Source organism: Pseudomonas sp. RW10S2 (assembly GCF_014268985.1).
Lineage (GTDB): Bacteria > Pseudomonadota > Gammaproteobacteria > Pseudomonadales > Pseudomonadaceae > Aquipseudomonas > Aquipseudomonas wayambapalatensis.
The window spans coordinates 1-25,178 of record NZ_JABWRO010000056.1 but is presented as its reverse complement, the minus strand read 5'-3'; the positions used below and the strand labels follow the sequence as shown (position 1 = coordinate 25,178).

The window sequence follows — 25,178 nt, the reverse complement described above, 5'->3', positions numbered from 1 at the left end:
CCAACACCTACATCCGTTGAACTCGAGGTTCTGCATGACGCTCAGCCCTTTGGCAGGCAAGCCGGCTCCGGCCAGCGTGCTGGTCGATATTCCCCGCCTGTTGACCGCCTACTACACCGGTCGCCCGGACGCTGCGGTCGCTTCGCAGCGCGTGGCCTTCGGCACTTCCGGACACCGAGGCACCTCGTTCGAGTTGAGCTTCAACGAGCATCATGTGCTGGCGATCACCCAGGCGATCTGCCTGTACCGCCAGGAGCAGGGTATCGATGGCCCGCTGTTCATCGGTGCTGACACCCATGCCTTGTCGGCGCCGGCCACCGCCAGCGCGCTGGAGGTCCTGGCGGCCAATGGCGTGCAGGTGCGCTTGTCCAAGGACGACGAGTACACCCCGACCCCGGCGGTGTCCCATGCGATCCTGTGCTACAACCGCGGTCGTCAACAGGGTCTGGCCGACGGCATCGTCATCACCCCCTCGCACAACCCGCCCCAGAGCGGTGGTTTCAAATACAACCCGCCCAATGGCGGCCCGGCTGACAGCGATGTGACCAAGTGGGTCGAAGCCAAGGCCAACGAACTGCTGGCTGCAGGTCTTGCGGGTGTCAAGCGCATTGACTACGCCCAGGCTCTGCAGGCTGCCACTACCCAGCGTCACGACTACGTGAGCAGCTACGTGGCAGACCTGGAAAACGTCATCGATTTCGAGGTCATCCGTAAAGCCAACCTGCGCCTGGGTGTCGATCCGCTGGGTGGCGCGGGCGTGCGCTATTGGTCGGCGATTGCCGAGCGATACCAGTTGAACCTTGAAGTGGTCAACACCGAGGTCGACCCGACCTTCCGCTTCATGAGCGTCGACTGGGACGGGCAGATTCGCATGGACCCTTCGTCGCCATACGCCATGCAAGGGCTGATCGGCCTGCGCGAGCGTTTCGACGTGGCCTTTGCCTGCGACCCGGACCATGATCGCCACGGTATCGTCACCAGTGACGGCCTGCTGCAGCCGAACAACTACCTTGCCGTGGCCATCGACTACCTGTTCCGCCACCGACCGCATTGGCGCAGCGACGCCGCGGTCGGCAAGACCGTGGTCAGCAGTGGCATGATCGACCGGGTTACCGAGCGGTTGGGGCGCAAGCTCCATGAAGTGCCGGTGGGCTTCAAGTTTTTCGCCCAGGGCCTGTTCGAAGGTTCGCTTGGTTTTGGTGGAGAGGAGAGTGCGGGCGCTTCGTTCCTGCGTCTGGACGGCAGCGTCTGGGCGACCGACAAGGACGGCCTGATTCCCGCATTGCTGGCGGCCGAGATGACTGCACGCACGGGGCGCAATCCGAGCCAGGCCTATGCCGACCTCACCGCAGCGCTGGGCAAGCCATACGCCACCAGGGTCGAGGCCAAGGCCGATGCGCGGCAGAAAGCGCTGCTGAGCAAGCTGGCGCCTGAGCAGGTGAAGTCCACCGAGCTTGCCGGCGAGCCGATCCAGCAGATCCTCAGTCACGCGCCAGGCAATGGTCAGGCCATCGGCGGCCTGAAGGTGATGACCGCCAATGGCTGGTTTGCCGCGCGTCCATCGGGTACCGAGGACATCTACAAGATCTACGCCGAGAGCTTCGTTGACGAGGCGCACCTGCAGCGCCTGGTGCAGGAAGCCCAGGCACTGGTGGATGCGGCGATCAGCTGATTGTCTTGCGATCACCGACAACGCCGGTCTCTTAAACCCAGTCGTACGATTCGCGAGCTAGCCCGCGAAAAGTACGACTTGGCCATCTGGCTCAGGCCACATCCACCAGCACGATCTCGCTGTCCTCGAGCGCCGTGACGCGCAGCACCTCTTCGCCTTCCACGGCAATCCCGTCCCGGGCTTTGGCGCGCACGCCATTGGCCTCGACCACGCCTTTGGCCGGAACCAGATACCCGCGTCGTCCGGCATCGAAACGGTACTCGGCGCTCTCGCCGGCACGCAGGGTCGCGGCCACCAGCCGTGCATCGGCACGGATGCGCAGAGCATCCTGATCCTCGACACGACCGCTGGCCAGCGTCACGAAGCCTTCGCCTCGCTCACCTTTGGGGAACGGCCGAGTCCCCCAGGACGGTGCGTCTCCGACCTTGTCCGGCACAATCCAGATCTGGAAGATGCGCGTGTCGACCTTCTCCAGGTTGTACTCGCTGTGCACGATGCCAGTACCCGCACTCATCACCTGTACGTCACCGACTTCGGTGCGGCCTTTGTTACCCAGGTTGTCCTGGTGGCTGATTGCACCTTCGCGTACGTAAGTGATGATTTCCATGTCCCGGTGCGGATGCGGCGGGAAGCCACTGCCTGCGGCGATCAGGTCGTCGTTCCATACGCGCAGGTTGCCCCAGTGCATACGCTCGGTGTCGTAGTACTCGGCAAAGGAAAAGTGATGATGGGCATCCAGCCAGCCGTGGTTGGCATGGCCGAGGCTTTCAAAGGGGCGCAGTTGCAGCATGATCAGGGTCCTCGGTAAGTGGGAATGGGGCCATGATGCGCCTTTCAAGTATCGAAAATAAGCGTAAATATCGACTTGTTTTTATCTGATAAATTGATGGTTTTGGTTGTGGTGCTTTCTGCGTTTCATCGCCTAATCCTATGATCTGCAAGCATTAGCTGGCACTTTTCAGCGGTTCGGTGGAACATGTTCCGCTGATTCGACTAGCAATGGAGTGACCGTGTCTTTCGAGCAGCCCCCGGCGCCACTGGACCTGACCCCACCCGCGCAATTGCCTTGGTTGCGCCGCTTCGCCGCTCGCCTGCTCGGGCGTGGATTGAGCCGTCTGCAGGCCCAGCACCGTGACTCATGGTTCCTCGGCCATGCCACTGGCCAGCGCAGCGGGCACGCCGATGGCTTGCGTGACGGCTATGAACGTGGCCACGCCGAAGGGTACGAGGCGGGGCGCCAGGTCCTGGTGATCCGCGACAGCCGCCCGGACGGCGCTGCGGTGCCCGGCGAGGACGACAAGCTGTTCGACGACTGGCGCCTGCCGCTGACAGCAGAGCTGAAGAAACGCTTCAAGGCCGATGTCGGCCAGCGCCTGCCTGCCGACGCCCAACCCAGTGCCGCGCAATGGAAGCTGATCTTCAGCGATACGCCGTCTACCTGCGTGGTGGCGGGGGCCGGCGCCGGCAAGTCCACTTCGCTGGTGCTGCGTATCCTGCTGCTGCGTCACTATCTGGGCTTCGAGCTGGACGCCATGACCGTGGTCACCTTCACTCGTGAGTCGCGCAAGGACTTCATAAAACGGCTGGTGCAGGTCTTCGCCCTCTGGCAGATCGACCTGCCGCCGGCCCGTGCCCGTGACCTGGTGCGCACCTTCCATTCGCGCATCCTGCCCCTGGTGCGCAGCTTGCCGGGGTTCTCCCAACTGCGCGCATTCGAGACCCTGGGCAACGATGTGCCTGTCGGCAGCGAAGCCGAGAGCGAAGGTAACCCTTTCGATCTGCGCCTGAACGATGCTCAGCGCCAGCAGCTCAATCTGTGTTATCGCGACCTGCTGCGTGACAGTCCACGTTTTGCGGAACTGGTCGCGACGATGCGCCAGGAGTCCCTGCAGCTCAAGCCGCTCGATCCGGATCATCCTGATGTGCAGAAGCGCGTACAGGTGACGCAACTGGCGGCCCAGCGCGACGAAGAGTTGTGCGACGTAATCGAAGACCTGTGGTTCGCTGCGGGCGCCTGGCCGATCAAGGGCATCGAGCCCTGTCGGGAAACGGTGCAGATCCGTGGCCAGCGCTTCCATGTGCACGGGCGTCTTGAAGGGCTCGATGCCTGGGTGGTACTGGGCTTCGACCCGTCGGAAAGCGCCCAGTACCAACGTGCCAACGCCAAGCTGTCGGTGCGTGCCGAGTGGGCTGTAAAGCGCACGTTGTTTCAAGCTTTCTGCGATAAGTCACTGATTTGGCTGGATAACTACACCTCGGCAAAGCGTCTCGCCGCGTCGCTGGCGGGTGATGCGGTGGCGGGGCCTGGGTTCGAGTTCAAGGTCAAGGGTGAACTGGCCCCAACGCCATTACTCGATGCCTTCGTCGGTGCGGCGAGCTTCATCGAGAACCTGGGGCTGGAGGTCGGGAGTGCTGTTGCTCGCATGAGCTTTGCGCCGGGCGACAGCGATGCGCCGTTCTTCGAAGCCCTGGCCCTGTACTGGAAGGCGTTGGAGGCCCACCTGCTCGGACAGTCCCCGCCGGTGATGACCTATAACCGCATGTTCGCGCTGTTCGGCGAGAACAACCCCGAGAATCTGCAACTGTTGCCAGACTCGCTGCTACGCCCGCTGGCGCATCTGATGATCGACGAGTTCCAGGATGTCTCGCCACAGATCGTCAGTTGGCTGCGCGCGACGCTGCGTGAGATTCGCAGGCGTGGCCCAGGCATGCATGCCGGGCGCAACGCTGCGCATTCGTCGTTGATGTGCGTGGGTGATGACTGGCAATCGATCTACGGCTGGCGCGGTAGTTCACCAAAGTACTTCATGGAGTTCGGCAAGACCTTCCCATCGCCGGCCAATAGCCGGGTGATGCTGGTCGAGAACTACCGGAGTCAGCAGCACATCATCGATGCGGCGGAACACCTGGTGCGCGGCACAGCGGCAATCACCGGCAAGAAGGCCAGGGCCTGTGGTGGCGCTGCTGCGTTGCCGTTGTCGCCGGTCAAGGTGTTCGAGCGCGATGAGGCCGCACTCGGGCAAACCCTGATCGAGCATTACCAGCGTGGCGAGACAGTGATGATGTTGTTTCGAAAAAGTAGCGATAAGCTGCTGATTTCAAATCATATAGAGTCTGTGGTCAGGGCTGATTCGAGCCTGCCGCCTGAGCAGCGTCGTCTGCGTCAGCTCACCTATCACAGCGCCAAGGGCCTGCAGGCCGATGCCGTGTTCATGCTCGGCGATTGCCAATACCTGACCAGTTCGCCCTACAAGAATCAGGTTTACCGCATGGCCGGGTTGGGGCGTACCGGGGATGCGCAGCCGTTCGACAGTGCGCAGAAAGACGAGGCGCAACGCCTGGCCTACGTCGGGGTGACGCGGGCGATCAGGCACTGCTATTGGCATGTGGAAGCTGTCAGCGGCGAGACAGCGGCACTGCCTCGCGCATCCACCCAGGTACAAGGCCGGCACGTCTACTTCGAGGACCTGCGCGGCCAGTGAGGATTCACAGCGTCAGTCGGTTTCGACTTCCCGGGTCAGGCTTTCGAACAGTCCGCGCTCGACGCTCGTCTGCTCATCGCGCAGCGCATTGAATGCCGCCACGTCCTGTTCATCGGTGAGCAGCAACGGCTGCAGTTTCCCGTTGCTGCTGGGCAGCTCTTGAGCGATCGCTTTCTCCAGGGCCTTCCTGACCGAGGTCGACAACGAAGTGACGGGCTCGAGCTCGACGGTCTCGCCGTTTACTTGCGAAGCGAAGTCGCGGCAGTACTGCAGGTAATCAAGCCCGGGTCGCCAGAACTCGGTGACCGCCTCGAACTGTGAGGCATGGGCACGCCTGAGGCTGAGCTGCCAGGTGGGCTGTTCGACGATCCATTGGCGGGGACCTGCCGGATCTGTATCCAGACGCGTCACTTCCTTGCTTACGTTGGCCTCCACCTTGTACGACAGGTGGGCAGTCGGCCTGTAGAGCATGTTCTCGCTCGGCTCTGGATAGTCCAAGTCCTCAGCGAGTGCCTGGCGCAACGCCAGGCGAATCTCTATATCGTCGACCAGTCCATCGATCAACACATCGTCCGGAATGGCATCTGGGTCGTCCAGCTGATCAAGCACAGGGATGTCCTCGGCACTGTTTTCCAGCCTCCGCTGCAGGCCGACTTTACGCAGCGTGCGCGCAAGGGCAATGCGATCAGCCAGGTTGTTGACCAGCTCTCGCCGGTAACGCTGGCGCAACAAGGCCCATTTTTCACTGAGGGTGAAGTCGCCGTTGCTGATCTTCTGCAAGCTGACCTCCGTTTCCAGTGCGCTGAATGCGTCGGCGCCGGCATCACCGCAAGTGGTGGGATAGTGTTCCGCGACATCGTTGAGCCTTTCACGCAGCTCGGTACTCTCACCTGCTGCTTTGAGCACTGCCCAGACGCGATTGCGCATGGCAGCAGGTTGTTGGCGAGTGTCTGCCGAATCGAGCAACAAGCCCAGCTTGTCCAGCAGTGGCTGGTTTTCGCCAGTTCCGAATAGATTGGCCCAGAGCAGACGTTGTTCTGGCGTGGCATTGGTCTGTATGAATGCCTCTGTCAGGCCGATCACGCCTTCGTTTTCGTGGACAACGAGTTGAATGCGGGCAAGCCCGGCACGGACCTCTGGCTCCAGTCCGTTGTAGTTGAAGGTCCAGCGCATGCCCGCCTGGCGCCTATTGATACCCTCGGCGAAAGGCGTGGCAAGGATATCTTCAAGGTCGGGTAGGGTGTGGATACGGTTCATCGACAGGTCGAGCTGGCGCAGCTGGTAGTGCCTTTGGCTCATCAGGGTCGTCAGCCCCTGTGGCCATTGCTCCAGGTCGCAGCGCGACAGGTTCAGGTGCGACAGCCGAGCCATGTAGCCAACATCAGGCGCTACGCCCAGAGGGTTGGCTCGCAGGTTCAATTGCTGGATGTGGATCATCCCCTGGAAACGCTCGGCACTGGCAGCATCGAGTGTGATGCGGTTGTTGTTCAGCCTGAGGGTATCCAGGCGGCGTGCGGCGAGGAAGTCGATGTTCGCAGCACTCAGGGTGAGTGCATTGTGCCCCAGGTCGAGCTCTCGCAGAGAGGGCAGGCCGGCCAGGGTTTCCTGCATCTGGGGGCTGAGCCTGGTCAATCCGGTGTCTCTGAGTACCAGTCTGCGAAGATTTGGTGCCGCTCGCAGCGCCGTTGCCAGGGAGGATTCGCTGAGCTGCGAACTGTTGAGTATTTCAAGTTCTTCCAGAGCCGGGAAGCAAGTAAGCAGATCGGGGTTCAGTGCCCTCAACCCCAACCGATTGAGGCGCAATGTGCGGACATTCGAGAAGCGCGCCGAAATCTTGGGCAGCGTTGGGTTCTCGCTGCCAATGTTGTGGATTTCCAGCTCGTGCTCCTGCGGATTTCGCCAAGCGTCCATCAGCGCCACGTCTACTCCGCCGGACTCCGTACCAGCATTTCGTGAAGCGTCCACCCATCGGTCGATATCCTGGGTGAGTGTGTGCCACTCGTACTCAAGGCGAGAAATGTTGTTCTCCAATACGCGACCTGTGCCCAGTGGTGCTATCAGGTCATCGATCCGACTTTCGTTGTGTGTTCGGTAAAGCCTGGCGAGCCTTGCTCGCGCCCTGGAGACGCCCCGGCCACTGAGCGGATAGCCCAGCCGACCGTCGCTCAGGCGCAGAGGGGAGCGGAAGCCGGGTCTGACCGGTTGCTGGCCGATCAGTTGGCGGGCCTTGTCTCGGTCGGCGGTGGCGAGCTCGAACAGCGCGGCATCGGTCTTTGGCGGTTGTGTCTGCAGCCCCTCGCGCAGCAGTGCGGTATCGGCAGTCGCCAGATCGGCCTGTTTCAGACCAAGGATGGCCCGATCCAGGCGAATGCGGGCTTGCATCAGGCGCGCTTCCTCGGCGACGCGCAGTGGGACGCGTCCATCAGGGCTGCTCATCCGCGCGCGCTCTTGCGGGCTGGCATTTTCGACGATCTCATCCACCGCCACGCCCGGCAGGCTGGGAAACTGCCGCGACAAGCGTTCGGCCGCCAACGAGCTGTGCTCGGCCGCAGGCGCGCGGAGGCTGTCGAAGATCGACTGGCGGTTGGCTTCGAGTTGGTTGGCGAGGCGCTCCTGCAAGACCTGGATCCGGGATGCCTGTCCAGCTTCGACCGGCGCAAGACGCGCAGCTTGTTCGGGATCCATCTGAGCCAGCACACTGCTGACCAGTTCGCCATTCTCCAGCTCCTGTCTGCTGAGCTGCACCACATGATCGCCGGGCCTGCTGGCCCTGGGGTAGGTGACGGATTCGCCTGCACGCTCGCTCCCCTTGAAGACTTCCAGAACGTGATCGCTCGGCCATTCCGGCAACTGGGTCAGGGCATTGAGGGCGAAATTCTTGTATGCCGGGAAGCGTGTTCCTTCGCGAACACTGCGTGTCAGGCCAGAGATCTCTTCGCTGGTGCGCAAGCGCTGGAAGGCGTCCAACAACTGTGAAGGTGTTCGACCATCCTCTGCCAATTGATGACGTAGAACGTCCGCGCTCAAGCCGGTGCTGCGCAGCGCCGTGTCGCGTTGCTCTGCACTGAGACTGCGCGCAGCCGAGCCCTGGCGCTGGAGCAGAGTCTCGCGGTCCCATGTCAGGGGATTCTCGTGCGCCACGCGCCAGGCCCCGGCGTCATTGTGCTCAAGCACAGGGCTATAGGCGTTCGGGTCGCTTGGGTGGCGAGCGTGCCACTGGCCGTCCATGTCCTGGAACTGCTCGTAGAGGTCTTCGCCCAGGCGGACATAGGTCTTGCCCTGGTAGACATACTGACCCTGTGTATTGGGTTCGAGCTCGGAGGGGAGTTCCAGGTCACTGGCATACCCTGCCATGTTCGGGCTCCACAGCCGCTCCTGGCCATTGACGCTAATGCTTTGCATCGAATCGACAAAGTGCGATTGCAGTACCGCGCCACCGGCTACTGTGCCAATCAGCAAGCCAGCATTGATTACCAGTGACTTCAAGTGTGCGATGGCCTGGGCGTTGTCATTTTCTTCCCAGGCGTGCAGCGCATCGAATACCGAACCCATCATCTGCGCACCGATCACCAGGCTCATGACCGGGTTGAGCCCCGGTATGCAGACGGCCGCAATGTTGAGGATGTCCATGCCGATGACACCCCAGAATTCGAGGCGCTCCAGGCGGGCTTGGGCATCGACATCGGCGGTCGGTACCACAATCGCACGGGCATCGGCCTTCAAACGTCTGACATGGCGTATCTCCAGTTCCTTCCACGGACTAGACGGCAGGGTCGTCAGGTTCGTGTCCAGGTTGACCGTCGTCCGTGCGGTCAGCGCTGCGTCGTCTGCAGTCGGGTTGCTGTACAGCGCATTGCGCAATCGGCCGTTGAGTGCAGGCTGCACGGCGCGCGAAGTGTATTCGACGAAGGACTGGCGGACCTTTGGATCGAGCAGGCGTGTGCGCAGGTGGATATGGCAGGCGGCCATTGATTTGAATTCTTTCAGCGTCTCGGTGCTGTCCCCAGGGAGGTAGAGCACCACGCACGTAGCCTTGGGCGTCGCAATCGAAATCAGCATGAGTTCGTACAGCTCAAAACCGAAGACACTGAGCGACTGGCACTTGATGCTATAGGGCGCTTGCTTGCTGGCGGGCAGGTCGGCGCAGAGCGTATGCAGGGCAGCGAGCGTGTCGGAAGTGACGTCGCCTTTGAGGTAGGCGATGCGCGCTTGCACCCTCAACTCGTCCTGGCGTGCGCTGATCGAATCTCGGCTGATCTGCTCGGAATTACTGCCATCATAGATGGCGGCCAGGTGCTCCTGGTACTTCTGACCCAGGTCCAGATCGCGGGTTAGAGTGATGAACTTCTTCAGGTCAAGGCTTGGAAAGAATCGGTCATCGTCCTTGGCGAGACGTATACCGGAGAAACGGGGCGTGTCCAGCTCGCTCTTGAAGTTGTGCAGCGCAGCGGCGAGCAAGGAGCGGTACACGGGAGGGCCTGAGGGGAGGTATACCGTTTCCGTCTGGCCGCGTGTTGGTTGTGCGACTTTGGAATCTTGAGTGTAGTACTGCAGGACGTCGACCGACTGCTCCTTGTTCACGACCTTGACCGGCAGCTCCTTGTCGAAGCGCTTTTGCAGCAATGGCCGACAGAAATCGCTGATGCCCTGCAGCCCCGAGAGGCTGTTTTGCAGGGCTCGCAGGCTCTTGGCGCGCTGGTCGAGTGCATTGCGCAGCGCCTGCTGATCTTCGGGGAGTGCCGAGGAGTACCAGTCATACGCGTGACCGCTGGGGTAGAGGTGAGGGCTGCGTTGGGTGTCCAGCAGTGCGCTGAAGTGCTTCGGATGAAGGTCCTTGCTCCAGTTCGGCAAGGTGCGCAGGACCTGTGCTTCATGTTGGTTGGTGAGGTTGCTCATGGAGTGCTCCTTTCGTGGAAGCGCCCATTGGACGAGCTGGAGGGAGGCGCGCGTCTGTAGATGGTTAACGCCTGATAGCGAATTGTCCTGCCTGCGAGGGATCGGTTATGGTGCTGCGATGCACTTTCGGAGCTGCGAGCAGGAGCTGCCACATGCGTCCCTTTGCCATTCGCCATATCGATCATCTGGTGCTGCGCGTGCGCGATCTTCAGCGCAGCGTCGCGTTTTACCGTGATGTACTCGGCTGCCGGGTGAGCAAGGAGCGCCCGGACCTGGGCATGATCCATCTGGCCACCGGCACCGCGATGATCGATCTGGTGAGCCTGGACGGTGAGCTCGGTCGCCCGGGCGGCGCTGCGGCAGGCGAGAGCGGGCGCAACCTGCATCACTTCTGCCTGCGTATCGATCCGTTCGACGAGCAGGCGTTGACCCGTTACCTGCGTGCTGCCGGGGTCGTGGTCGAGGCTGCGGAGTCGCGATACGGCGCCGAGGGCGAGGGGCTGTCGCTGTACTGTTATGACCCCGATGGCAACCAGGTCGAGTTGAAAGGACCTGTCGGCCAACAGCAGCAGGGATGATTCTTTCGATCGCCGGGCAGCCTCCAATCCTCAGTGGATATCCGCGCAATCCCGATTATGCTTCAACGTACCTTGCTGCGATTCTGGGCAGCCTGCCCTGTCGTGCTTCGCGCAACCGTAGTCCTGCTTAGACCCGGGGCCAGGGTGCGATGCTGTTTCTTTTGAGGTGCTCCGGCCTGACAAGAACACGACGGAGGCAACCCATGGCGGCAATCGACAGCACATCGACGGGCAGCGCGCCCCAACGCGGCATCAGTCGGGAGGAGCGCAAGGTCATCTTCGCCTCGTCCCTGGGCACCGTGTTCGAGTGGTACGACTTTTACCTTTACGGCTCGCTGGCGGCGATCATCGCCAAGCACTTCTTCGCCGGCGTCAATGAAACCACCTCGTTTATCTTCGCCTTGCTGGCGTTTGCCGCAGGCTTTGCCGTGCGGCCGTTCGGGGCCATCGTGTTCGGCCGTCTCGGCGACATGATCGGGCGCAAGCACACCTTCCTCATCACCATCATCATCATGGGCCTGTCCACTGCCGTGGTCGGGATATTGCCCAGCTACGCCAGCATCGGCGTGGCGGCGCCGATCATTCTCATCACCCTGCGGCTGCTGCAAGGCCTGGCGCTGGGCGGCGAGTACGGTGGCGCGGCGACCTACGTGGCTGAGCATGCACCGCCCGGCAAGCGTGGCTTTTTCACCTCGTGGATCCAGACCACCGCGACACTGGGCCTGTTCCTGTCGCTGCTGGTGATCCTGACCTGCCGCACGGTGATGGGCACCGAAGCGTTCGAAGCCTGGGGCTGGCGGATCCCGTTCCTGATCTCGATCCTGCTGCTGGTGATTTCGGTGTACATCCGCATGCAGCTCAACGAGTCGCCGGTGTTCCTGAAGATGAAGGCCGAGGGCAAGGCGTCCAAGGCGCCGCTGACCGAATCCTTCGCGCGCTGGGATAACCTCAAGGTGGTGCTCATGTCGCTGCTGGGCGGCACCGCCGGCCAGGCCGTGGTGTGGTACACCGGGCAATTCTATGCGCTGTTCTTCTTGCTGCAGACCCTGAAGATCGACCCTCAGACCGCCAACCTGCTGATCGCAGGCTCGCTATTGATCGGTACGCCGTTCTTCATCCTGTTCGGCAGCCTGTCTGATCGTATCGGGCGCAAGAAGATCATCATGGCGGGCTGCATCATTGCCGCGCTCACCTACTTCCCGATCTTCAAGGGCCTGACCGAGTACGGCAACCCGGATGTGTTCGTCGCCCAGGAGCAGAACCCGGTGGTGGTGATTGCCGACCCGGCGCAGTGCTCGTTCCAGTTCGATCCCGTGGGCAAGGCGAAATTCACCAGTTCCTGCGATATCGCCAAGAGCCTGCTGGCCAAGCGCGCCACCCCCTATGAAAACGAACGTGCAGAGCCCGGCAGTGTGGCGCAGGTGCGTATCGGCGAACGGGTCATTCCAAGCTTCGAGGGCACAGGCTTGGCGGCGGCCGAGCTCAAGGCCCAGGGCGATGCGTTCACCGCGACCCTGACCGGCGCACTGAAGGAGGCCGGCTACCCCGAAAAGGCTGACCCGGCGAAGATCCACTACCCGATGGTGCTGTTGCTGCTGACCATCCTGGTGATCTACGTGACCATGGTCTACGGCCCCATCGCTGCCTGGCTGGTGGAGCTGTTCCCGGCGCGTATCCGCTACACCTCGATGTCGCTGCCTTACCACATCGGCAATGGCTGGTTCGGCGGTTTCCTGCCGACAGTGGCCTTTGCCATGGTGGCGGCCACCGGGGATATCTACTATGGGCTGTGGTACCCGATCGTCATCGCGGTGATGACTGCGGTGCTGGGTATCTTCTTCCTGCCTGAGACCAAGGACCGGGATATCAATCACGCCTGAAGAACCGGCCACTCCTGCAGATCTTGCAGGAGTGGCCTTGTTTTGCAGTCACAGGCCTTCTTCAGGCTGCCAGCCAGTCGTGAATCTGCTCCAGCGTGGCGGTGGCGCCACCGCAGACGATCATCAGCACCTTGTTGTAGTGCGCCAGCCGCCCAGGTGCGTAGGCCAGGGCCAACGCTGCCCCGCAGGCAGGCTCTACCAGGATCCGGTGATCGTGCAGAAAGCGCTCGCAGGCCTGGAGCGCCGCACGATCGGATACCTGTTCGCTGTGCAACGGATGGTGCTGCGCGCAGGCCAGTGCCTGGTCCGCCACACGCTTGGCGCCCAGCGAGGTGGCCACGGAGTTGATGGCCGGCAGTTCCACCGGATGGCCCGCGGTGATGGCGGCATGCAGTGATGCGGCGCCTTCGGTTTCCACCGCCAGAACGGGCACGTCGTGCCAGCCATTGCGCTTGAGCCCTTCGACCACGCCACTGAGCAAACCGCCGCCGCCGACCGACAGCACCACGGCATCGGGTTTGAGCCCGGCCTGGGCGACTTCGTCGATCATGCTGGCATGTCCGGTCCACAGCAGCGGGTCGTCGAACGGATGGATGAACGCATCACCCGCGCCCAGCAAGCCTTGCGCATGCTGGTTGGCTTCTTGCCACGAACTACCTTTGACCACGACCTGGGCGTCTTCGAGCTTCAGCAGTTCGATGGCGCGCGCGCTGGTGGTTTCCGGCACCACTACGGTCACCGGCACGCCGAGCTTGCGCCCGGCATAGGCCACGGCGAGGCCGGCGTTGCCACCGGACGACGACACGAAGTGCCGGGCGCCACGCGCATGGTGCACTTCGCAGGCGTGGCCCACGCCGCGCAGCTTGAACGAGCCCGAGGGCTGCAGGGCCTCGAGCTTGAGCCACAGGGTAGGGCCGGCGGCCAGTGACAGCGGGCGGGATTCGATCAGAGGGGTCTGGACATGCAAGGTCATGGTGGGCTCCGCATTCAGCGTTCGCGGGCAGCCGGCGTGGCATCGCCGCGCAGCTGCTCCAGGTAGTTGTAGATGGTGTAGCGGGTCACGCCCAGAGCGTCGGCCGCCTTCTCGACGCCACCTTTGACGATGAACAAGCCGCGTTCCTGCATCACCCGCACAGCCTCGACCTTGGCTTGCTTGTTCATCCGCCCCCGGCCCGAGCGCTGCAGCGAGTCCTGAATGATCTCGCTCATCAGCAGCGTCATGTCGGCCGCCTCGCGGGGCGGGGATGTGTCTGGGAGGGCGCCGAACGGCTGAAAGTGCTGGAGGAAGGCCATGGCCGCATCGAGGCCGGTGATGTCGGTGTTCACGCACAGGCTTGCGAACGGGTGGCCGCTGCTGTCACGGAAGATTGCCGTGGCACTGCGCAGCGTGCGTCCCTTGAGGGTGGTGGGGTAGTCCGGCAGCACCACCGGCTCGCAGCCGTCCTGAGTACGGCCGGCGTGCATCAGTGCCTTGAAGCCTTGGTCCTGTTCTGGTGCGGCGAGGATCGGGCTGCCCACCCGACGGCCCGAAAGATGGCCGTTGACGATGGCGATCACCGAGTGCTTGGGATTGTCCAGGTCGTGCAGGAGGATTTCCAGGTTGCGCGGCGCAACGCTGCCCAAGGCCTGAAGTGCCGCCTTGAGAACGGTGAGGGTGAGATGGCGTTCTTGCTGGAGGGGAAGCGAGGGCATGGGGAATCGCCAGATTCTTAAGTGTGTTGAATTTTACACAAATAGTTGAATCTGGCGAGTGTGGATTGCCTTCGGGCCTTTAACCTAGCGCCGGAGTGCGCGGTGGAATCACCCGGCGCGAGCCAGTGGCTTCGAAACCTGCGGCAAAGCGCAGCAGGGCATTGTCGTCATAGGCTCGCCCAGCGAAGGTCAGGCCCACCGGCATGCCGACGTCGGCCATCACGCCCATCGGCACGGTCACTGTCGGCACACCCAGGTGACGGATCGCCAGGTTGCCATTGGCGACCCAGATCCCGTTGCTCCAGGCGATGTCTGCCGAGGCCGGGTTGATATCGGCATCGGCCGGGCCGACATCGGCGACGGTGGGGAACAGCACTGCGTCCAGCTTGTGCTCGTCCATCCAGTCTTCCAGGTCCATCTTGCGCGTCTGCTCCAGGCCGCGCAGGCCATCCGGGACAGTCGCGATCTGGTCCCAGGACTTGAGGCCACGCTTGGCCATGTTGACGTATTCGTCCATGCCGGCTGCCAGGTCGTCCTCGCGGTTGGGCAGGGTGCCCGGATCGTGCGGGAAGATCTTCGGCCCGTCGACGTCAGCCAGGCGGTTGAGCTTGGGGTCGTCGTTGGCGCGCAGGAAATCGTCGAAGGCCCAGCCGGACAACTCCCACAGCTCGTCATGCAGGAATTCCTTGCTGACGATGCCGCGGTTGTACACGGTCGGTGCGCCCGGGCGATCCCCCTCGCAGTTGGAGACCAGCGGGAAGTCGGTTTCCACCACTTCGGCGCCTGCCGCCTCCAGCGCCTTGCGGGCTTGCTCCCAGAGGTCGATGACGCTGGCGCGGGTGTTGATGCGCTGTCCGGTCGGGCCACCGATGCCTGGTTTTTCCGACGTGCCGGCCTCGGCGTCGGCATTGATGTACATGCGCGGTACGGCAAAGCGCTTGCCCTTGAGCGCGCCGGCGCCGACGGCGAGGTCGAGGTAACTGGCCGGGCGCACGCTCGAGGCTGCCGGGATCGGCACCCAGGGTTGCATGCGCCATAGGTCGCCACGGGTGTCGGCGTCGTCGGCCACCACCACGTCGAGAATTTCCAGCAGGTCGGCCATGGTCCGTGCGTACGGCACGACCACATCCATGGTTGGCGTGAGCGGCCAGTTGCCGCGCACCGAGATCACCCCACGCGACGGGGTGTAGGCGCACAGGCCGTTGTTCGAAGCAGGTCCACGACCGCTGGACCAGGTTTCCTCGGCCAGGCCGAAGGCGCTGTAGCTCGCCGCAGTGGCGGTACCGGCGCCGTTGGAGGAACCGGAGGCGAAGGGCGCGGTGAGGTAGGCGGCGTTGTACGGGCTTTCGGCGCGGCCGTAGACGCCCCGCTGCATGCCGCCGTTGGCCATGGGCGGCATATTGGTCTTGCCCAGGCAGATCGCGCCGCCAGCACGCAGGCGCTCGACGGTGAAGGCATCGCGCTGGGCGACCAGGTGCTCGAATGCCGGGCTGCCGGAGGCGGCGGTCAGGCCCTTGACCAGGTAGCTGTCCTTGGCGGTGTAGGGGATGCCGTCCAGCGGGCCCAGGGTGGTGCCGGCAGCGCGGCGGGCGTCGGAGGCCTCGGCCTCCTTGAGCGCTTCGGGGTTGCGCACCACGACGGCGTTCAGCGCGGTGGCGGTGTCGGCTCCATCGTAGGCGTCGATGCGGGCCAGGTAGGCCTTGACCAGTTCGACCGCCGTCGTGCGGCCGGACTCGAGCGCGTTGCGCAGCTCGGCAATGGAAACCTCGGTTACCTCGATCATGCTGTCACCAAAATGTACAGGTGGATTTTATGCAGGCGAGTGTACAAGAAGCCCTGCGCGGGCGCAGGTTTGCACCAGGGAAAAACCTGTTTGCAGCACGGCATGTGCCGGCAGGCGGGCGTGCGGCGTGGGGGCATGTTCTGAAAGATTCAGAAACATCCGATATGTCACGACGGGCAAAACCATCAGCGTCTACCGTTTGTCGTAGCTAACCGTGCGCATTAAGCGCCCTGATGGAGATTACCCGTACATGGCAAGTTCGCCCGAACAACCTCGCAAGCCCACCATCAACCCACCGGTTTTCTGGATTTCCTCGATCCTGCTGCTGATCCTGGTGCTGTACGCCAGTGTGTTCCAGGCCCATGCCCAGGCGCTGTTCGCGCAGATTCAGGGCTGGATCATCGGCAATGTCAGCTGGTTCTACATTCTCGGGGTGGCGCTGATTCTCGGCACCGTGGTGTTTCTGGGTGTCAGCCGCTATGGCGATATCAAGCTCGGCCCCGACCACAGCACCCCCGACTACAACAACGCCACCTGGTTCGCCATGCTGTTCTCCGCAGGCATGGGCATCGGCCTGATGTTCTTCGGTGTCGCCGAGCCGGTCATGCACTTTCTCAAACCGCCCATTGGCGAGGGCGGGACGGTGCTGGCTGCCGGTGAGGCGATGCGCATTACCTTCTTCCACTGGGGCCTGCATGCCTGGGCGATCTACGCCATCGTCGCGCTGATCCTGGCCTATTTCAGCTATCGCCATGGCTTGCCGCTGACCCTGCGTTCGGCACTCTACCCGCTGATCGGCGAGCGCATCCACGGGCCACTGGGGCACGCGGTCGACATCTTTGCGATCATCGGCACGGTGTTCGGCGTGGCCACCTCACTGGGCTTTGGCGTGTCGCAGATCAACACCGGGCTCAATGCGCTGTTCGGCGTGCCGGTATCCACTCCTATCCAGATCGCGCTGATCATCGGCACCACCTTCCTGGCCACCCTTTCGGTGATGTCCGGGCTGGACAAGGGCATTCGTCGCCTCTCCGAACTCAACCTGGGCCTGGCCGTGCTGCTGTTGCTGATGGTCATGCTGCTGGGCCCCACCGTACTGATCCTGCAGACCTTCGTGCAGAACACCGGCGGCTACCTGAGCGAGATCGTCAGCCGTACCCTCAACCTCTATGCCTACCAGCCCACCGACTGGATTGGTGGCTGGACCCTGTTCTATTGGGGCTGGTGGCTGGCCTGGTCGCCCTTCGTCGGGCTGTTCATCGCGCGCATCTCGCGCGGGCGCACCATCCGTGAATTCGTTACCGGCGTGCTGCTGGTGCCGACTGCGTTCACCCTGCTGTGGATGACGGTGTTCGGCAATACAGCGATCCACATGATCCTTGACGAGGGGTTGACCGACCTGGCCGCGGCGGTGGAGCAGGATACGTCGCTTGCACTGTTCGCCTTCCTCGAGCATTTCCCCTTCGCCAGCATCATCAGCACCCTGGCGGTGGTGATGGTGGTGGTGTTCTTCGTCACCTCGGCCGATACCGGCGCGATGGTGGTGGACATGCTGGCCTCCGGCGGCAAGGAGGGCACACCGATCCGCCAGAGGATCTTCTGGGCCTCGAGCATGGGCATCGTCGCCATCGCACTGCTGCTGGCCGACGGCCTCAAGGCGCTGCAGACCGCGACCATCGCCAGTGCGCTGCCGTTTACCCTGGCGTTGCTGCTGAGCATGCGCGGGCTGCTCAAGGCGCTCAAACTCGACGCCACCAAGCGTGACCTGCGCTACCAGGCGCTGGCTATCTCGCCGACCGCTTCGCGTGCTGCGGGCAACTGGCAGCGACGTCTGCGCACCCTGGCGATGTTCCCGCGCCGTTCACATGTGCAGCGCTTCATCGCTGACGTAGCGCTGCCGGCCTGTCAATCGGTGGCCGAGGAGTGGCGTCGCCAGGGGTATGAATGCAGTGTAGAGGAAGGCGAGGGTGGCCGAGTGACGCTCAAGGTAGGGCCGAGCGATGAGGTGTTCGTCTACGAGATTCGTCCACGCGCCTATGCCATGCCCAGCTTCGTCCTGAGCGATGCCGCCGGGGAGGAGCGCAAGTACTTCCGTGCCGAAGTACATTTGCGTGAAGGTGGCCAGGACCACGATGTGATGGGCTGGTCGAAGGACGAAGTGATCGGCGACATTCTCGACCACTTTGAACGGCACCTGCACTTCCTGCACCTGGTGCGTTGAGCCGGGCGCCCGCGAAGCGGGCGCCACGACGTCGAGCTCAATCCAGGTCGGCCGCTGAATGCCGCTCCGGCACCTGGCTGGCCTCATCGCCCCAGGTGCGGTTGACCCGGGTGCCGCGCTGCACGGCCGGGCGCTGGGCGATCTCTTCGGCCCAGCGCTGCACGTGCGGATATTCGTCCACCGCCAGGAATTCGGCCGCGCCGTACAGGTTGCCGCGCACCAGCTGCCCGTACCACGGCCATACGGCGATGTCGGCGATGCTGTATTCGTCGCCACCCAGGTAACGGCTCACCGCCAGGCGTCGCTCGAGCACGTCGAGCTGACGCTTGGCTTCCATGGTGAAGCGGTTGATGGCGTACTCGATTTTCTCCGGCGCATACACATAGAAGTGGCCGAAACCACCGCCCAGGTAAGGCGCCGAGCCCATCTGCCAGAACAGCCAGTTCAGGCTTTCGACGCGGGCGGCTGGGTCTTTCGGCAGGAAGGCACCGAACTTTTCCGCCAGGTGTAGCAGGATCGAACCGGACTCGAACACCCGCACCGGCGGTTCGACACTGCGGTCGAGCAGGGCCGGGATCTTGGAATTCGGATTGACCTCGACGAAGCCGCTGGAGAACTGGTCGCCATCACCAATGCGGATCAGCCAGGCGTCGTATTCAGCGCCGCTGTGCCCCAGAGCCAGCAGCTCTTCGAGCAGGACCGTGACCTTGACGCCGTTGGGCGTGGCCAGCGAGTAGAGTTGCAGGGGATGCTTGCCGACGGGCAGGTGCTTGTCGTGGGTGGGGCCGGCGATCGGGCGGTTGATGTTGGCGAACTGGCCGCCGGCTGCGGCGTCGTTTTTCCAGACCTTCGGTGGGACGTAGGGGCTGCTGCTCATCCGATTAAATCTCCTGATGGTCTTCGATCCCATTGCGATCGCCTGATGCGATCAGGGTGCGATTGGCCAAGACTAGGGCAGGAGAAGTGGTCAAGGGAAGTGAAGTATTGCGCAGGGGTTATAACCGCTGCGCGTCTGCCAGCGGCTTGCAGACGCGCAGCGGGCTGCATCAGGCCACAGGGATCAAGGGGTCGGCTGCGGCGAGGGCGGCCGCGCGTTCGGCCGCAGGTGGGTAGATCCAGATGCTTAGGCCAGGGTCGCCTCGCTGCCATCTGCGCTGCGATAGCCGACGCGCTGGCCTGCCTCATCGATGTGGTGGGCCGTGCCTTGTACGGAGCGCACGTTTACTGCGTCGAACAGCGCCTGCAACGGGGCAGCCATCTGGTGAACGTCAGGCTCGTAGAAGCGTGGGCGGATGTGCAGCTCGGCCTGTGGTGCGAGCACCGTGATCTGGACGTCGTCGCGTCCGTGCAGGTCGAGCTGGCGCGCAGCGCCCAGGGCGCTCCAGAGGCCGGCAAAGCCTGCGCCGAGGATCAGGATCTGTTTCATCGTTGTGCTCCTGGAAAATTCCGGATACCGCAAATTATGGGTGTTGTCGGAAACGGGCACGGCATGCGGTGACGCAGGAAGGGGCGCTCGAACGGCTGGCGGCGCAGTGCGGTTCGCCTGACTGGCCGAAGTCGATGATAAGGCTTCCCGTCGGCGCACGGCCGTGGCCCGACAGGCGTAGCCGCAAGGCTCGATTTGTCACGGCGATGCTACGTGCGCTGCCGGGCAGGCCCTAGGCTCTGTATGAAAAACCTTGATACTCGGTGATGCTGCGTTGAAAACAGCCTCGGAATGCTCATTTACAACCCGTAAACTCCGCTTCCTCGGCTGTTTTCGCCTTGCCTGACCTTCGTCTCAAGGCTTTTCATACAGACCCTAGGTCAAAGATCCCTGGATTTCGGCCAGGGGCACGCTACGTGCGAAACGGGCGCGATAGTCGCGCGGGCTGACCTGCAGGTGGCGCTGAAACGCCAGGCGCAGCCTTTCTTCGTTACCGAAGCCGCACAGGCGGGCGATCTGCTCGATCCGCTGCGCCGAGTTCTCCAGCAGGCGGCGCGCGGCTTCCACGCGAAACAGCTCGAGGGTCTTGGCGGGAGTTCGCCTTGTCTTCTGCTTGTACACCCGGGTGAAGTTGCGCAGGCTCATGTTCGCCTGCTCCGCCAGGCGTTCGACGCTCAGGCGCGGGTCGCCCAGGTTGTCGTTGAGCCATAGGTGCAAGGCTTCGAAGGCGCCGCTGTCTTCGCCCTGGGCCTTCAGCAGTTCGCTGAATTTGGTCTGGCCGCCGGGCCGCTTGAGAAATACCACCAGCTCCCGCGCTGGCGGGATGGGTCATGGGCATGTCGACGCAGGAAGGACGTCTACATGGTACTGCACCGCGAGCGAGGCCGCGGTGCCGAGCTGCCGGGTGGCGTGCCTTGCAGGTTCAGCACCAGCCGTGCGCTGCGGATCGCTCATCAGTGAGTAGGCATTGCTGAACTGGCGCCCGTCGGCACCTTGCATCTGCACGATGACGTGGCTGCCACCGCTGGAGGCCGGCAGTTCTTTGCCGAGCGGTATCGGTTGCCGGGTTGAGGGGCGCAGGGTGGTGTCGCTCTCTTCGCGAGCAAGCTCGCTCCTACAGAGAGCGGGCTTGCTGCGAAGAGGCCTGTCAGTGTGCGCCGGCAGCCTTGCTCAGGTCACTCTCGGCCCACTCGGTGTACACGCAGGCATCGGCCACCGCCCAGCGTACCTTGACCGTATCGCCCGGCTGCATCGGCATGCCCGCCGCCGACAGCGCCTTGACCGTCATTTCTGTACCGCCTGCCGTCACCACTTGGCAGGTCTGGCTTTCGCCAAGGAACAAGACTTCGCCGACCTTGGCGTTCACCTCGTTCCAGCCAGCGGGCAGCGGCTCGCGGGTCGCCTGCTCGGTGCTCAGCGCCAGGGCCTTTTCCGGGCGGACCATGATCAGTGCATCCTGGCCCGCGGCCAGCCCTGAGGTCAGGCGAATGGCCAGCGACTGGCCCTCGAACGCCGCCGCGCCATGGCTGCTGGCGGTGACCCGGAGGAAGTTGGAGTTACCCAGGAACGAGGCGACGAAGGCGTTGGGTGGGTTCTGGTAGAGGTCGTAACCGCTGCCCAGGCCGACGATCTTGCCGTGGCTGAAGATAGCGATGCGCTGGGACAGGCGCATCGCTTCTTCCTGGTCATGAGTGACGTAGACGATGGTGATGCCCAGGCGCCGGTGCAACTGGCGCAACTCGTCCTGCAGATCTTCGCGCAGCTTTTTGTCCAGGGCACCGAGGGGCTCGTCCATCAGCAGGATGCGCGGCTCGTAAACCAGCGCCCGGGCGATCGCCACGCGCTGTTGCTGGCCGCCGGAGAGCTGGGCCGGGCGCCGGTGTGCGAAGGTTTCCAGTTGCACCAGCTTGAGCATGGCGTCGACGCGCTTGGCGATCTCGGCGCTGCCCAGCTTGCGGATGGCCAGCGGGAAGGCGATGTTGTCGCGCACGCTCAGGTGCGGGAACAGCGAGTAGCGTTGGAACACCATGCCGATGTCACGCTTGTGCGGCGGCACGTTCACCAGCGAGCGGCCTTCGACCAGAATCTCGCCGCTGCTGGGGGTCTCGAAGCCGGCCAGCATCGACAGGGTGGTGGACTTGCCCGAGCCGCTGGAGCCGAGGAAGGTGAGGAATTCGCCGTCCTGGATGTCCAGGCTGATGTTGTCGACCGCGGCGAAGTCGCCGTAGTGCTTGTTCAGGTTGCGCAGGGTGACCAGGGTCTTGCCGTGCGCGGCTTCTTTGATGACTGCACTCATTATTGTTGTCTCCGGCACTCAGGCGTTGGTTTCGTTGCGACGGCGCAGGGCGCTGGCGATGAACATGACCAGGATCGACAGGCCGATCAGCAGCGTCGAGGCCACGGCGATCACCGGGCTCAGGTCCTGGCGCAGGGTGGTCCACATCTTCACCGGCAGGGTCTGCAGGTCGGGGCTGGCCATCATCACGCTGAGCACCACCTCATCCCACGAGACCAGGAAGGCGAACAGGCCGCCGGCGATCATGCCCGGGCGGATGGCCGGGAAAGTCACCTTGACGATCGCCTGCAGCCGCGAAGCGCCGCAGATCACCGCAGCATCCTCGATCGATTGGTCGAACAGCTTCAGCGAGTTGATGATCGAGATGATGGTAAAGGGCAGGGCGACGATCACGTGGCTGACCACGAAGGCGAACAGCGTGCCGGTGTAGCCCAGCTTCAGGAACAGCGCGTAGACCGCGACCGCGATGATCACCAGGGGCACGATCATCGGCATGGTGAACAGGCCGTAGAGCAGCTCGCGTCCGGGAAAGCGCCCGCGTACCAGGGCGAAGGCGGTCGGCAGGCCCAGGGCCACGGCGGCGAAGGTGGTCAGTACGGCAACCTTGAGGCTGGCCAGCGCGGCGTCCATCCACTCGGGGTTGGAGAAGAACTGGTCGTACCATTTGAAGGTCCAGCCGGGAGGCGGGAACACCAGCCACTGAGAGGAGCCGAACGACAGCAGGACGATGAACACCACCGGCAGCAGCAGGAAGGCGGCGATGATCCCGGTGGTCAGGTACAGGCCCGTGCGCAGCGGGCGACCCATGGCGTTGGGGGACAGGAGCATGAAGAATTACCTCGCATTGCCGACCGGGGATTCCGGCTGCAGCTTCAGGTACAGGTAGAAGAGCACCAGGGTTATGACCACCAGCAATGCCGCGGCGGCGCTGGCCAGGCCCCAGTTCAGGAACGACTGCACCTGCTGGATGATGAACTCGGGCAGCATCATGTTCTGCGCACCGCCCAGCAATGCCGGGGTGACGTAGTAACCGAGCGACATCACGAACACCATCAGTGCACCCGAGAACAAGCCTGAGCGGCACAACGGGATGAACACCTTCCAGAAGTTGGTCCAGGGGCTGGCGCCGCAGATCGAGCCGGCCTGCAGCACCATCGGGTCGATGGCCTGCATGGTCGCCTGCAGTGGCAGCACGATGAACGGGATCATGATGTAGCTCATGCCGATCACCACGCCCGTGAGGTTGTGCACCATCTCCAGCGGCGCATCGATGATGCCCAGCGCCATCAGCAGCTTGTTGATCACCCCCGAGCCCTGCAGCAGCACCAGCCAGGAGTAGGTGCGGGCCAGGAGGCTGGTCCACATCGACAGCAGCACGATGTTCAGCAGCCAGCGACCCCAGCCGCGAGGCACCAGGGTGATCGCCCAGGCCAGCGGAAAGCCCAGCAACACGCTGATCACGGTCACCAGGCCCGCCACCGAGAAGGTGTTGAACAGCACTCGGGCGTAGGCTGAGTTGGCGAACAGTTGCTCGTAGTTGCCCAGCCCTGGCACCGGCTCCAGCACCCCGCGCAGCAGCAGGCCGATCAATGGCGCGAAGAAGAAGAGGCCGAGGAACAGCAAGGCCGGCAGCAGGTTGCGGCTGCCACGCCAGCGCTGGCTCAGCGGCGGTCGGCGCACCGCCGCGCGTGGGGCGCCGGTGCCGGGGTCAGCACCTTGAGCGTTGTGCAGGGCGTTGATGGCGACTTTCATTTGACCAACCACTCATTCCAGCGCGCGGCGATTGCCTGGCCGTTCTTGGCCCAGTAGGCGAAGTCGAGGGTCACCTGGTCCTGGGCATAGGCGGTTGGCAGGTTGGGTGCGAGTTTCTTGTCGAGTTCGGCCACGCTGTCGAGGTTGACCGGGGCGTAGGCGGTAAGGTTGGCGAAGTCGGCCTGGCCCTTGGCGCTGCTGGCGTTGGCCAGGAACTTCATGGCCGCGTCCTTGTTCTTGGCACCTTTGGGGATGACCAGAAAGTCGGCCATGACCAGATTCTGCTTCCAGCTCACGCCCACCGGGGCGCCGTCCTGCTGCAGGGCATAGACGCGGCCGTTCCAGAACTGCCCGAGTGCTGCTTCACCAGAGGCCAGCAACTGTTGCGACTGGGCACCGCCGCCCCACCAGACGATGTCTTTCTTGATGGTGTCGAGTTTCTTGAAGGCGCGGTCCAGGTCCAGCGGGTAGAGCTTGTCGGCAGGCACGCCGTCGGCGAGCAGGGCCAGCTCGAGCACGCCGGGGCTCGGCCACTTGTACAGCGCGCGCTTGCCGGGGTAGGTCTTGGTGTCGAACAGCGCGCTCCAGTCGACCGGCTTGTTGGCGCCGAGCTTGCCCTCGTTGTAGCCGAGCACGAAGGAGAAGAAGAACGAGCCGACGCCATGGTCTGAGACGAAGCGCGGGTCGATGCGATCACGCTGGATGGTGGAGAAGTCGAGGGGTTCGAGCAGGCCTTCGCTGGCGGCCCGCAGGGCGAAGTCGGCTTCGACATCGACCACATCCCATTGCACGTTGCCGCTTTCGACCATGGCCTTGAGCTTGCCGTAGTCGGTCGGGCCATCCTGTACGACCTTGATGTTGCTGCTCTTGCTGAAGGGGTCGGCCCATGCCTGTTTCTGGGCGTCCTGGGTGGTGCCGCCCCAACTGACGAAGTTGAGGCTGTCGGCGGCCTGGGTGGCCTGGCAGGCCAGGGCTAGCAGGCTTGCGGACAGCACAGCGGTGACTCGTTTGCTCAACAGCATGGTTACGCCCTCGTTGCTTTTGTTATTCGAGGCGGGGCTTTTGTCGCGCCCGCCAACTGTGTTCGGGAGCAGCTATTTCAGGTGGTTCGTGGCCGTTGTGTGATTGTAGGTGTGGCCGGCAGATTTAAGGTCTACGGGATATCATATTATGGTATTCCAAGCTTTTGGCAAGACTTCGGTGGTACCAGTCATCCTGCTGTGATGGATGTGGCCCCGCCAGGATCAGTGCTCTTGGAAGGGAATACTCTGCACCACCTCCAGCTCATACCCCGCCAACCCCGCGTACTTGAGCGGTGGGCCAAGATGGCGCAGCTTGCCCACGCCCAAGTCCTGCAGGATCTGGGCGCCGGTGCCCACCTCCGAATACACCTTCGACTGTCCGCGCTGGTAGGGGCGCTGCGGCTGGGTGAGTTGTGGCACGCGTTCGAGCAGGGCCTGGGACGATTCGTGGTTGGCAAGGACCACCACCACCCCGGGG

At 63.3% G+C, this 25,178-nt stretch carries 15 protein-coding genes and 3 pseudogenes; 5 read left to right on the top strand and 13 right to left on the bottom strand.

Annotated elements, in window-relative coordinates; translation table 11 throughout:
• The first annotated feature begins 34 nt into the window (after positions 1–34).
• Complete coding sequence (gene pgm / locus HU729_RS13910) at positions 35–1,672, top strand: phosphoglucomutase (alpha-D-glucose-1,6-bisphosphate-dependent) (protein ID WP_186710562.1); 1,638 nt, start codon at positions 35–37, stop codon at positions 1,670–1,672.
• A gap of 91 nt (positions 1,673–1,763) precedes the next feature.
• On the opposite strand, the gene HU729_RS13905 is transcribed toward pgm, so the two are convergent.
• Positions 1,764–2,462: a pirin family protein gene (locus HU729_RS13905; protein ID WP_186664220.1), complete on the bottom strand. Its 699-nt coding sequence runs from the start codon at positions 2,460–2,462 to the stop codon at positions 1,764–1,766.
• Between the two features lie 220 nt (positions 2,463–2,682).
• Here HU729_RS13905 and HU729_RS13900 point away from each other — a divergent pair, with 220 nt between their 5' ends.
• Complete coding sequence (locus HU729_RS13900; RefSeq protein ID WP_186710560.1) at positions 2,683–5,154, top strand: UvrD-helicase domain-containing protein; 2,472 nt, start codon at positions 2,683–2,685, stop codon at positions 5,152–5,154.
• A 12-nt stretch (positions 5,155–5,166) separates the two neighbouring features.
• On the opposite strand, the gene HU729_RS13895 is transcribed toward HU729_RS13900, so the two are convergent.
• On the bottom strand, positions 5,167–10,050 hold the full coding sequence (locus HU729_RS13895) for an NEL-type E3 ubiquitin ligase domain-containing protein (RefSeq protein WP_186710559.1): 4,884 nt from the start codon (positions 10,048–10,050) through the stop codon (positions 5,167–5,169).
• A gap of 152 nt (positions 10,051–10,202) precedes the next feature.
• Here HU729_RS13895 and HU729_RS13890 point away from each other — a divergent pair, with 152 nt between their 5' ends.
• On the top strand, positions 10,203–10,628 hold the full coding sequence (locus tag HU729_RS13890) for a VOC family protein (RefSeq protein WP_186710558.1): 426 nt from the start codon (positions 10,203–10,205) through the stop codon (positions 10,626–10,628).
• 203 nt (positions 10,629–10,831) lie between these two features.
• Complete coding sequence (locus HU729_RS13885; protein WP_186664228.1) at positions 10,832–12,508, top strand: MFS transporter; 1,677 nt, start codon at positions 10,832–10,834, stop codon at positions 12,506–12,508.
• 61 nt (positions 12,509–12,569) lie between these two features.
• Here HU729_RS13885 and HU729_RS13880 read toward each other — a convergent pair whose 3' ends face one another.
• From HU729_RS13880 to HU729_RS13870, 3 genes are all read right to left on the bottom strand, one after another.
• Entirely contained in the window at positions 12,570–13,481 is a 912-nt protein-coding gene (locus HU729_RS13880; RefSeq protein WP_186664230.1) for a pyridoxal-phosphate dependent enzyme, read from the bottom strand.
• 14 nt (positions 13,482–13,495) lie between these two features.
• Complete coding sequence (locus HU729_RS13875) at positions 13,496–14,200, bottom strand: PAS domain-containing protein (protein ID WP_186710557.1); 705 nt, start codon at positions 14,198–14,200, stop codon at positions 13,496–13,498.
• A gap of 79 nt (positions 14,201–14,279) precedes the next feature.
• Positions 14,280–15,983 (bottom strand): amidase, encoded by a 1,704-nt coding sequence (locus HU729_RS13870; RefSeq protein WP_186710556.1) that lies wholly within the window; start codon positions 15,981–15,983, stop codon positions 14,280–14,282.
• A gap of 250 nt (positions 15,984–16,233) precedes the next feature.
• Between HU729_RS13870 and betT the strand changes: the two genes are divergently transcribed.
• Positions 16,234–18,204 carry a choline BCCT transporter BetT gene (betT, locus tag HU729_RS13865; protein ID WP_186710555.1) on the top strand — a complete coding sequence of 657 codons (1,971 nt, stop codon included), beginning with the start codon at positions 16,234–16,236 and terminating at the stop codon, positions 18,202–18,204.
• A 37-nt stretch (positions 18,205–18,241) separates the two neighbouring features.
• Here the strand turns inward: betT and yghU are convergent, their stop codons facing one another.
• The 8 genes and pseudogenes from yghU to HU729_RS13825 all read right to left on the bottom strand — a co-directional run.
• Positions 18,242–19,081: a glutathione-dependent disulfide-bond oxidoreductase gene (gene yghU / locus HU729_RS13860; RefSeq protein WP_186710554.1), complete on the bottom strand. Its 840-nt coding sequence runs from the start codon at positions 19,079–19,081 to the stop codon at positions 18,242–18,244.
• A 276-nt stretch (positions 19,082–19,357) separates the two neighbouring features.
• A pseudogene (locus tag HU729_RS13855) lies at positions 19,358–19,630 on the bottom strand (NAD(P)/FAD-dependent oxidoreductase); the annotation flags it as partial.
• Between the two features lie 375 nt (positions 19,631–20,005).
• Positions 20,006–20,446, bottom strand: a pseudogene (locus HU729_RS13850) (helix-turn-helix domain-containing protein); the annotation flags it as partial.
• Positions 20,447–20,777: 331 nt separating this feature from the next.
• A complete protein-coding gene (locus tag HU729_RS13845; RefSeq protein ID WP_186710552.1) occupies positions 20,778–21,926 on the bottom strand; it encodes an ABC transporter ATP-binding protein in 1,149 nt (382 codons plus the stop codon).
• Between the two features lie 18 nt (positions 21,927–21,944).
• Positions 21,945–22,754 carry an ABC transporter permease gene (locus tag HU729_RS13840; RefSeq protein WP_186664240.1) on the bottom strand — a complete coding sequence of 270 codons (810 nt, stop codon included), beginning with the start codon at positions 22,752–22,754 and terminating at the stop codon, positions 21,945–21,947.
• A 6-nt stretch (positions 22,755–22,760) separates the two neighbouring features.
• Positions 22,761–23,666: an ABC transporter permease gene (locus HU729_RS13835; protein WP_306109880.1), complete on the bottom strand. Its 906-nt coding sequence runs from the start codon at positions 23,664–23,666 to the stop codon at positions 22,761–22,763.
• Positions 23,667–23,674: 8 nt separating this feature from the next.
• Positions 23,675–24,700, bottom strand: a complete 1,026-nt coding sequence (locus tag HU729_RS13830) for an ABC transporter substrate-binding protein (RefSeq protein WP_186664244.1) — start codon at positions 24,698–24,700, stop codon at positions 23,675–23,677.
• 222 nt (positions 24,701–24,922) lie between these two features.
• A pseudogene (locus HU729_RS13825) lies at positions 24,923–25,178 on the bottom strand (bifunctional 3,4-dihydroxy-2-butanone-4-phosphate synthase/GTP cyclohydrolase II); the annotation flags it as partial.

Bases quoted from the DNA above. Each gene is read 5' to 3' on its own strand.
- pgm (WP_186710562.1), top strand. From the start codon at position 35: ATGACGCTCAGCCCTTTGGCAGGCAAGCCGGCTCCGGCCAGCGTGCTG.
- HU729_RS13905 (WP_186664220.1), bottom strand. From the start codon at position 2,462: ATGCTGCAACTGCGCCCCTTTGAAAGCCTCGGCCATGCCAACCACGGC.
- HU729_RS13895 (WP_186710559.1), bottom strand. From the start codon at position 10,050: ATGAGCAACCTCACCAACCAACATGAAGCACAGGTCCTGCGCACCTTG.
- HU729_RS13890 (WP_186710558.1), top strand. From the start codon at position 10,203: ATGCGTCCCTTTGCCATTCGCCATATCGATCATCTGGTGCTGCGCGTG.
- HU729_RS13885 (WP_186664228.1), top strand. From the start codon at position 10,832: ATGGCGGCAATCGACAGCACATCGACGGGCAGCGCGCCCCAACGCGGC.
- HU729_RS13880 (WP_186664230.1), bottom strand. From the start codon at position 13,481: ATGACCTTGCATGTCCAGACCCCTCTGATCGAATCCCGCCCGCTGTCA.
- HU729_RS13875 (WP_186710557.1), bottom strand. From the start codon at position 14,200: ATGCCCTCGCTTCCCCTCCAGCAAGAACGCCATCTCACCCTCACCGTT.
- HU729_RS13870 (WP_186710556.1), bottom strand. From the start codon at position 15,983: ATGATCGAGGTAACCGAGGTTTCCATTGCCGAGCTGCGCAACGCGCTC.
- betT (WP_186710555.1), top strand. From the start codon at position 16,234: ATGGCAAGTTCGCCCGAACAACCTCGCAAGCCCACCATCAACCCACCG.
- yghU (WP_186710554.1), bottom strand. From the start codon at position 19,081: ATGAGCAGCAGCCCCTACGTCCCACCGAAGGTCTGGAAAAACGACGCC.
- HU729_RS13845 (WP_186710552.1), bottom strand. From the start codon at position 21,926: ATGAGTGCAGTCATCAAAGAAGCCGCGCACGGCAAGACCCTGGTCACC.
- HU729_RS13840 (WP_186664240.1), bottom strand. From the start codon at position 22,754: ATGCTCCTGTCCCCCAACGCCATGGGTCGCCCGCTGCGCACGGGCCTG.
- HU729_RS13830 (WP_186664244.1), bottom strand. From the start codon at position 24,700: ATGCTGTTGAGCAAACGAGTCACCGCTGTGCTGTCCGCAAGCCTGCTA.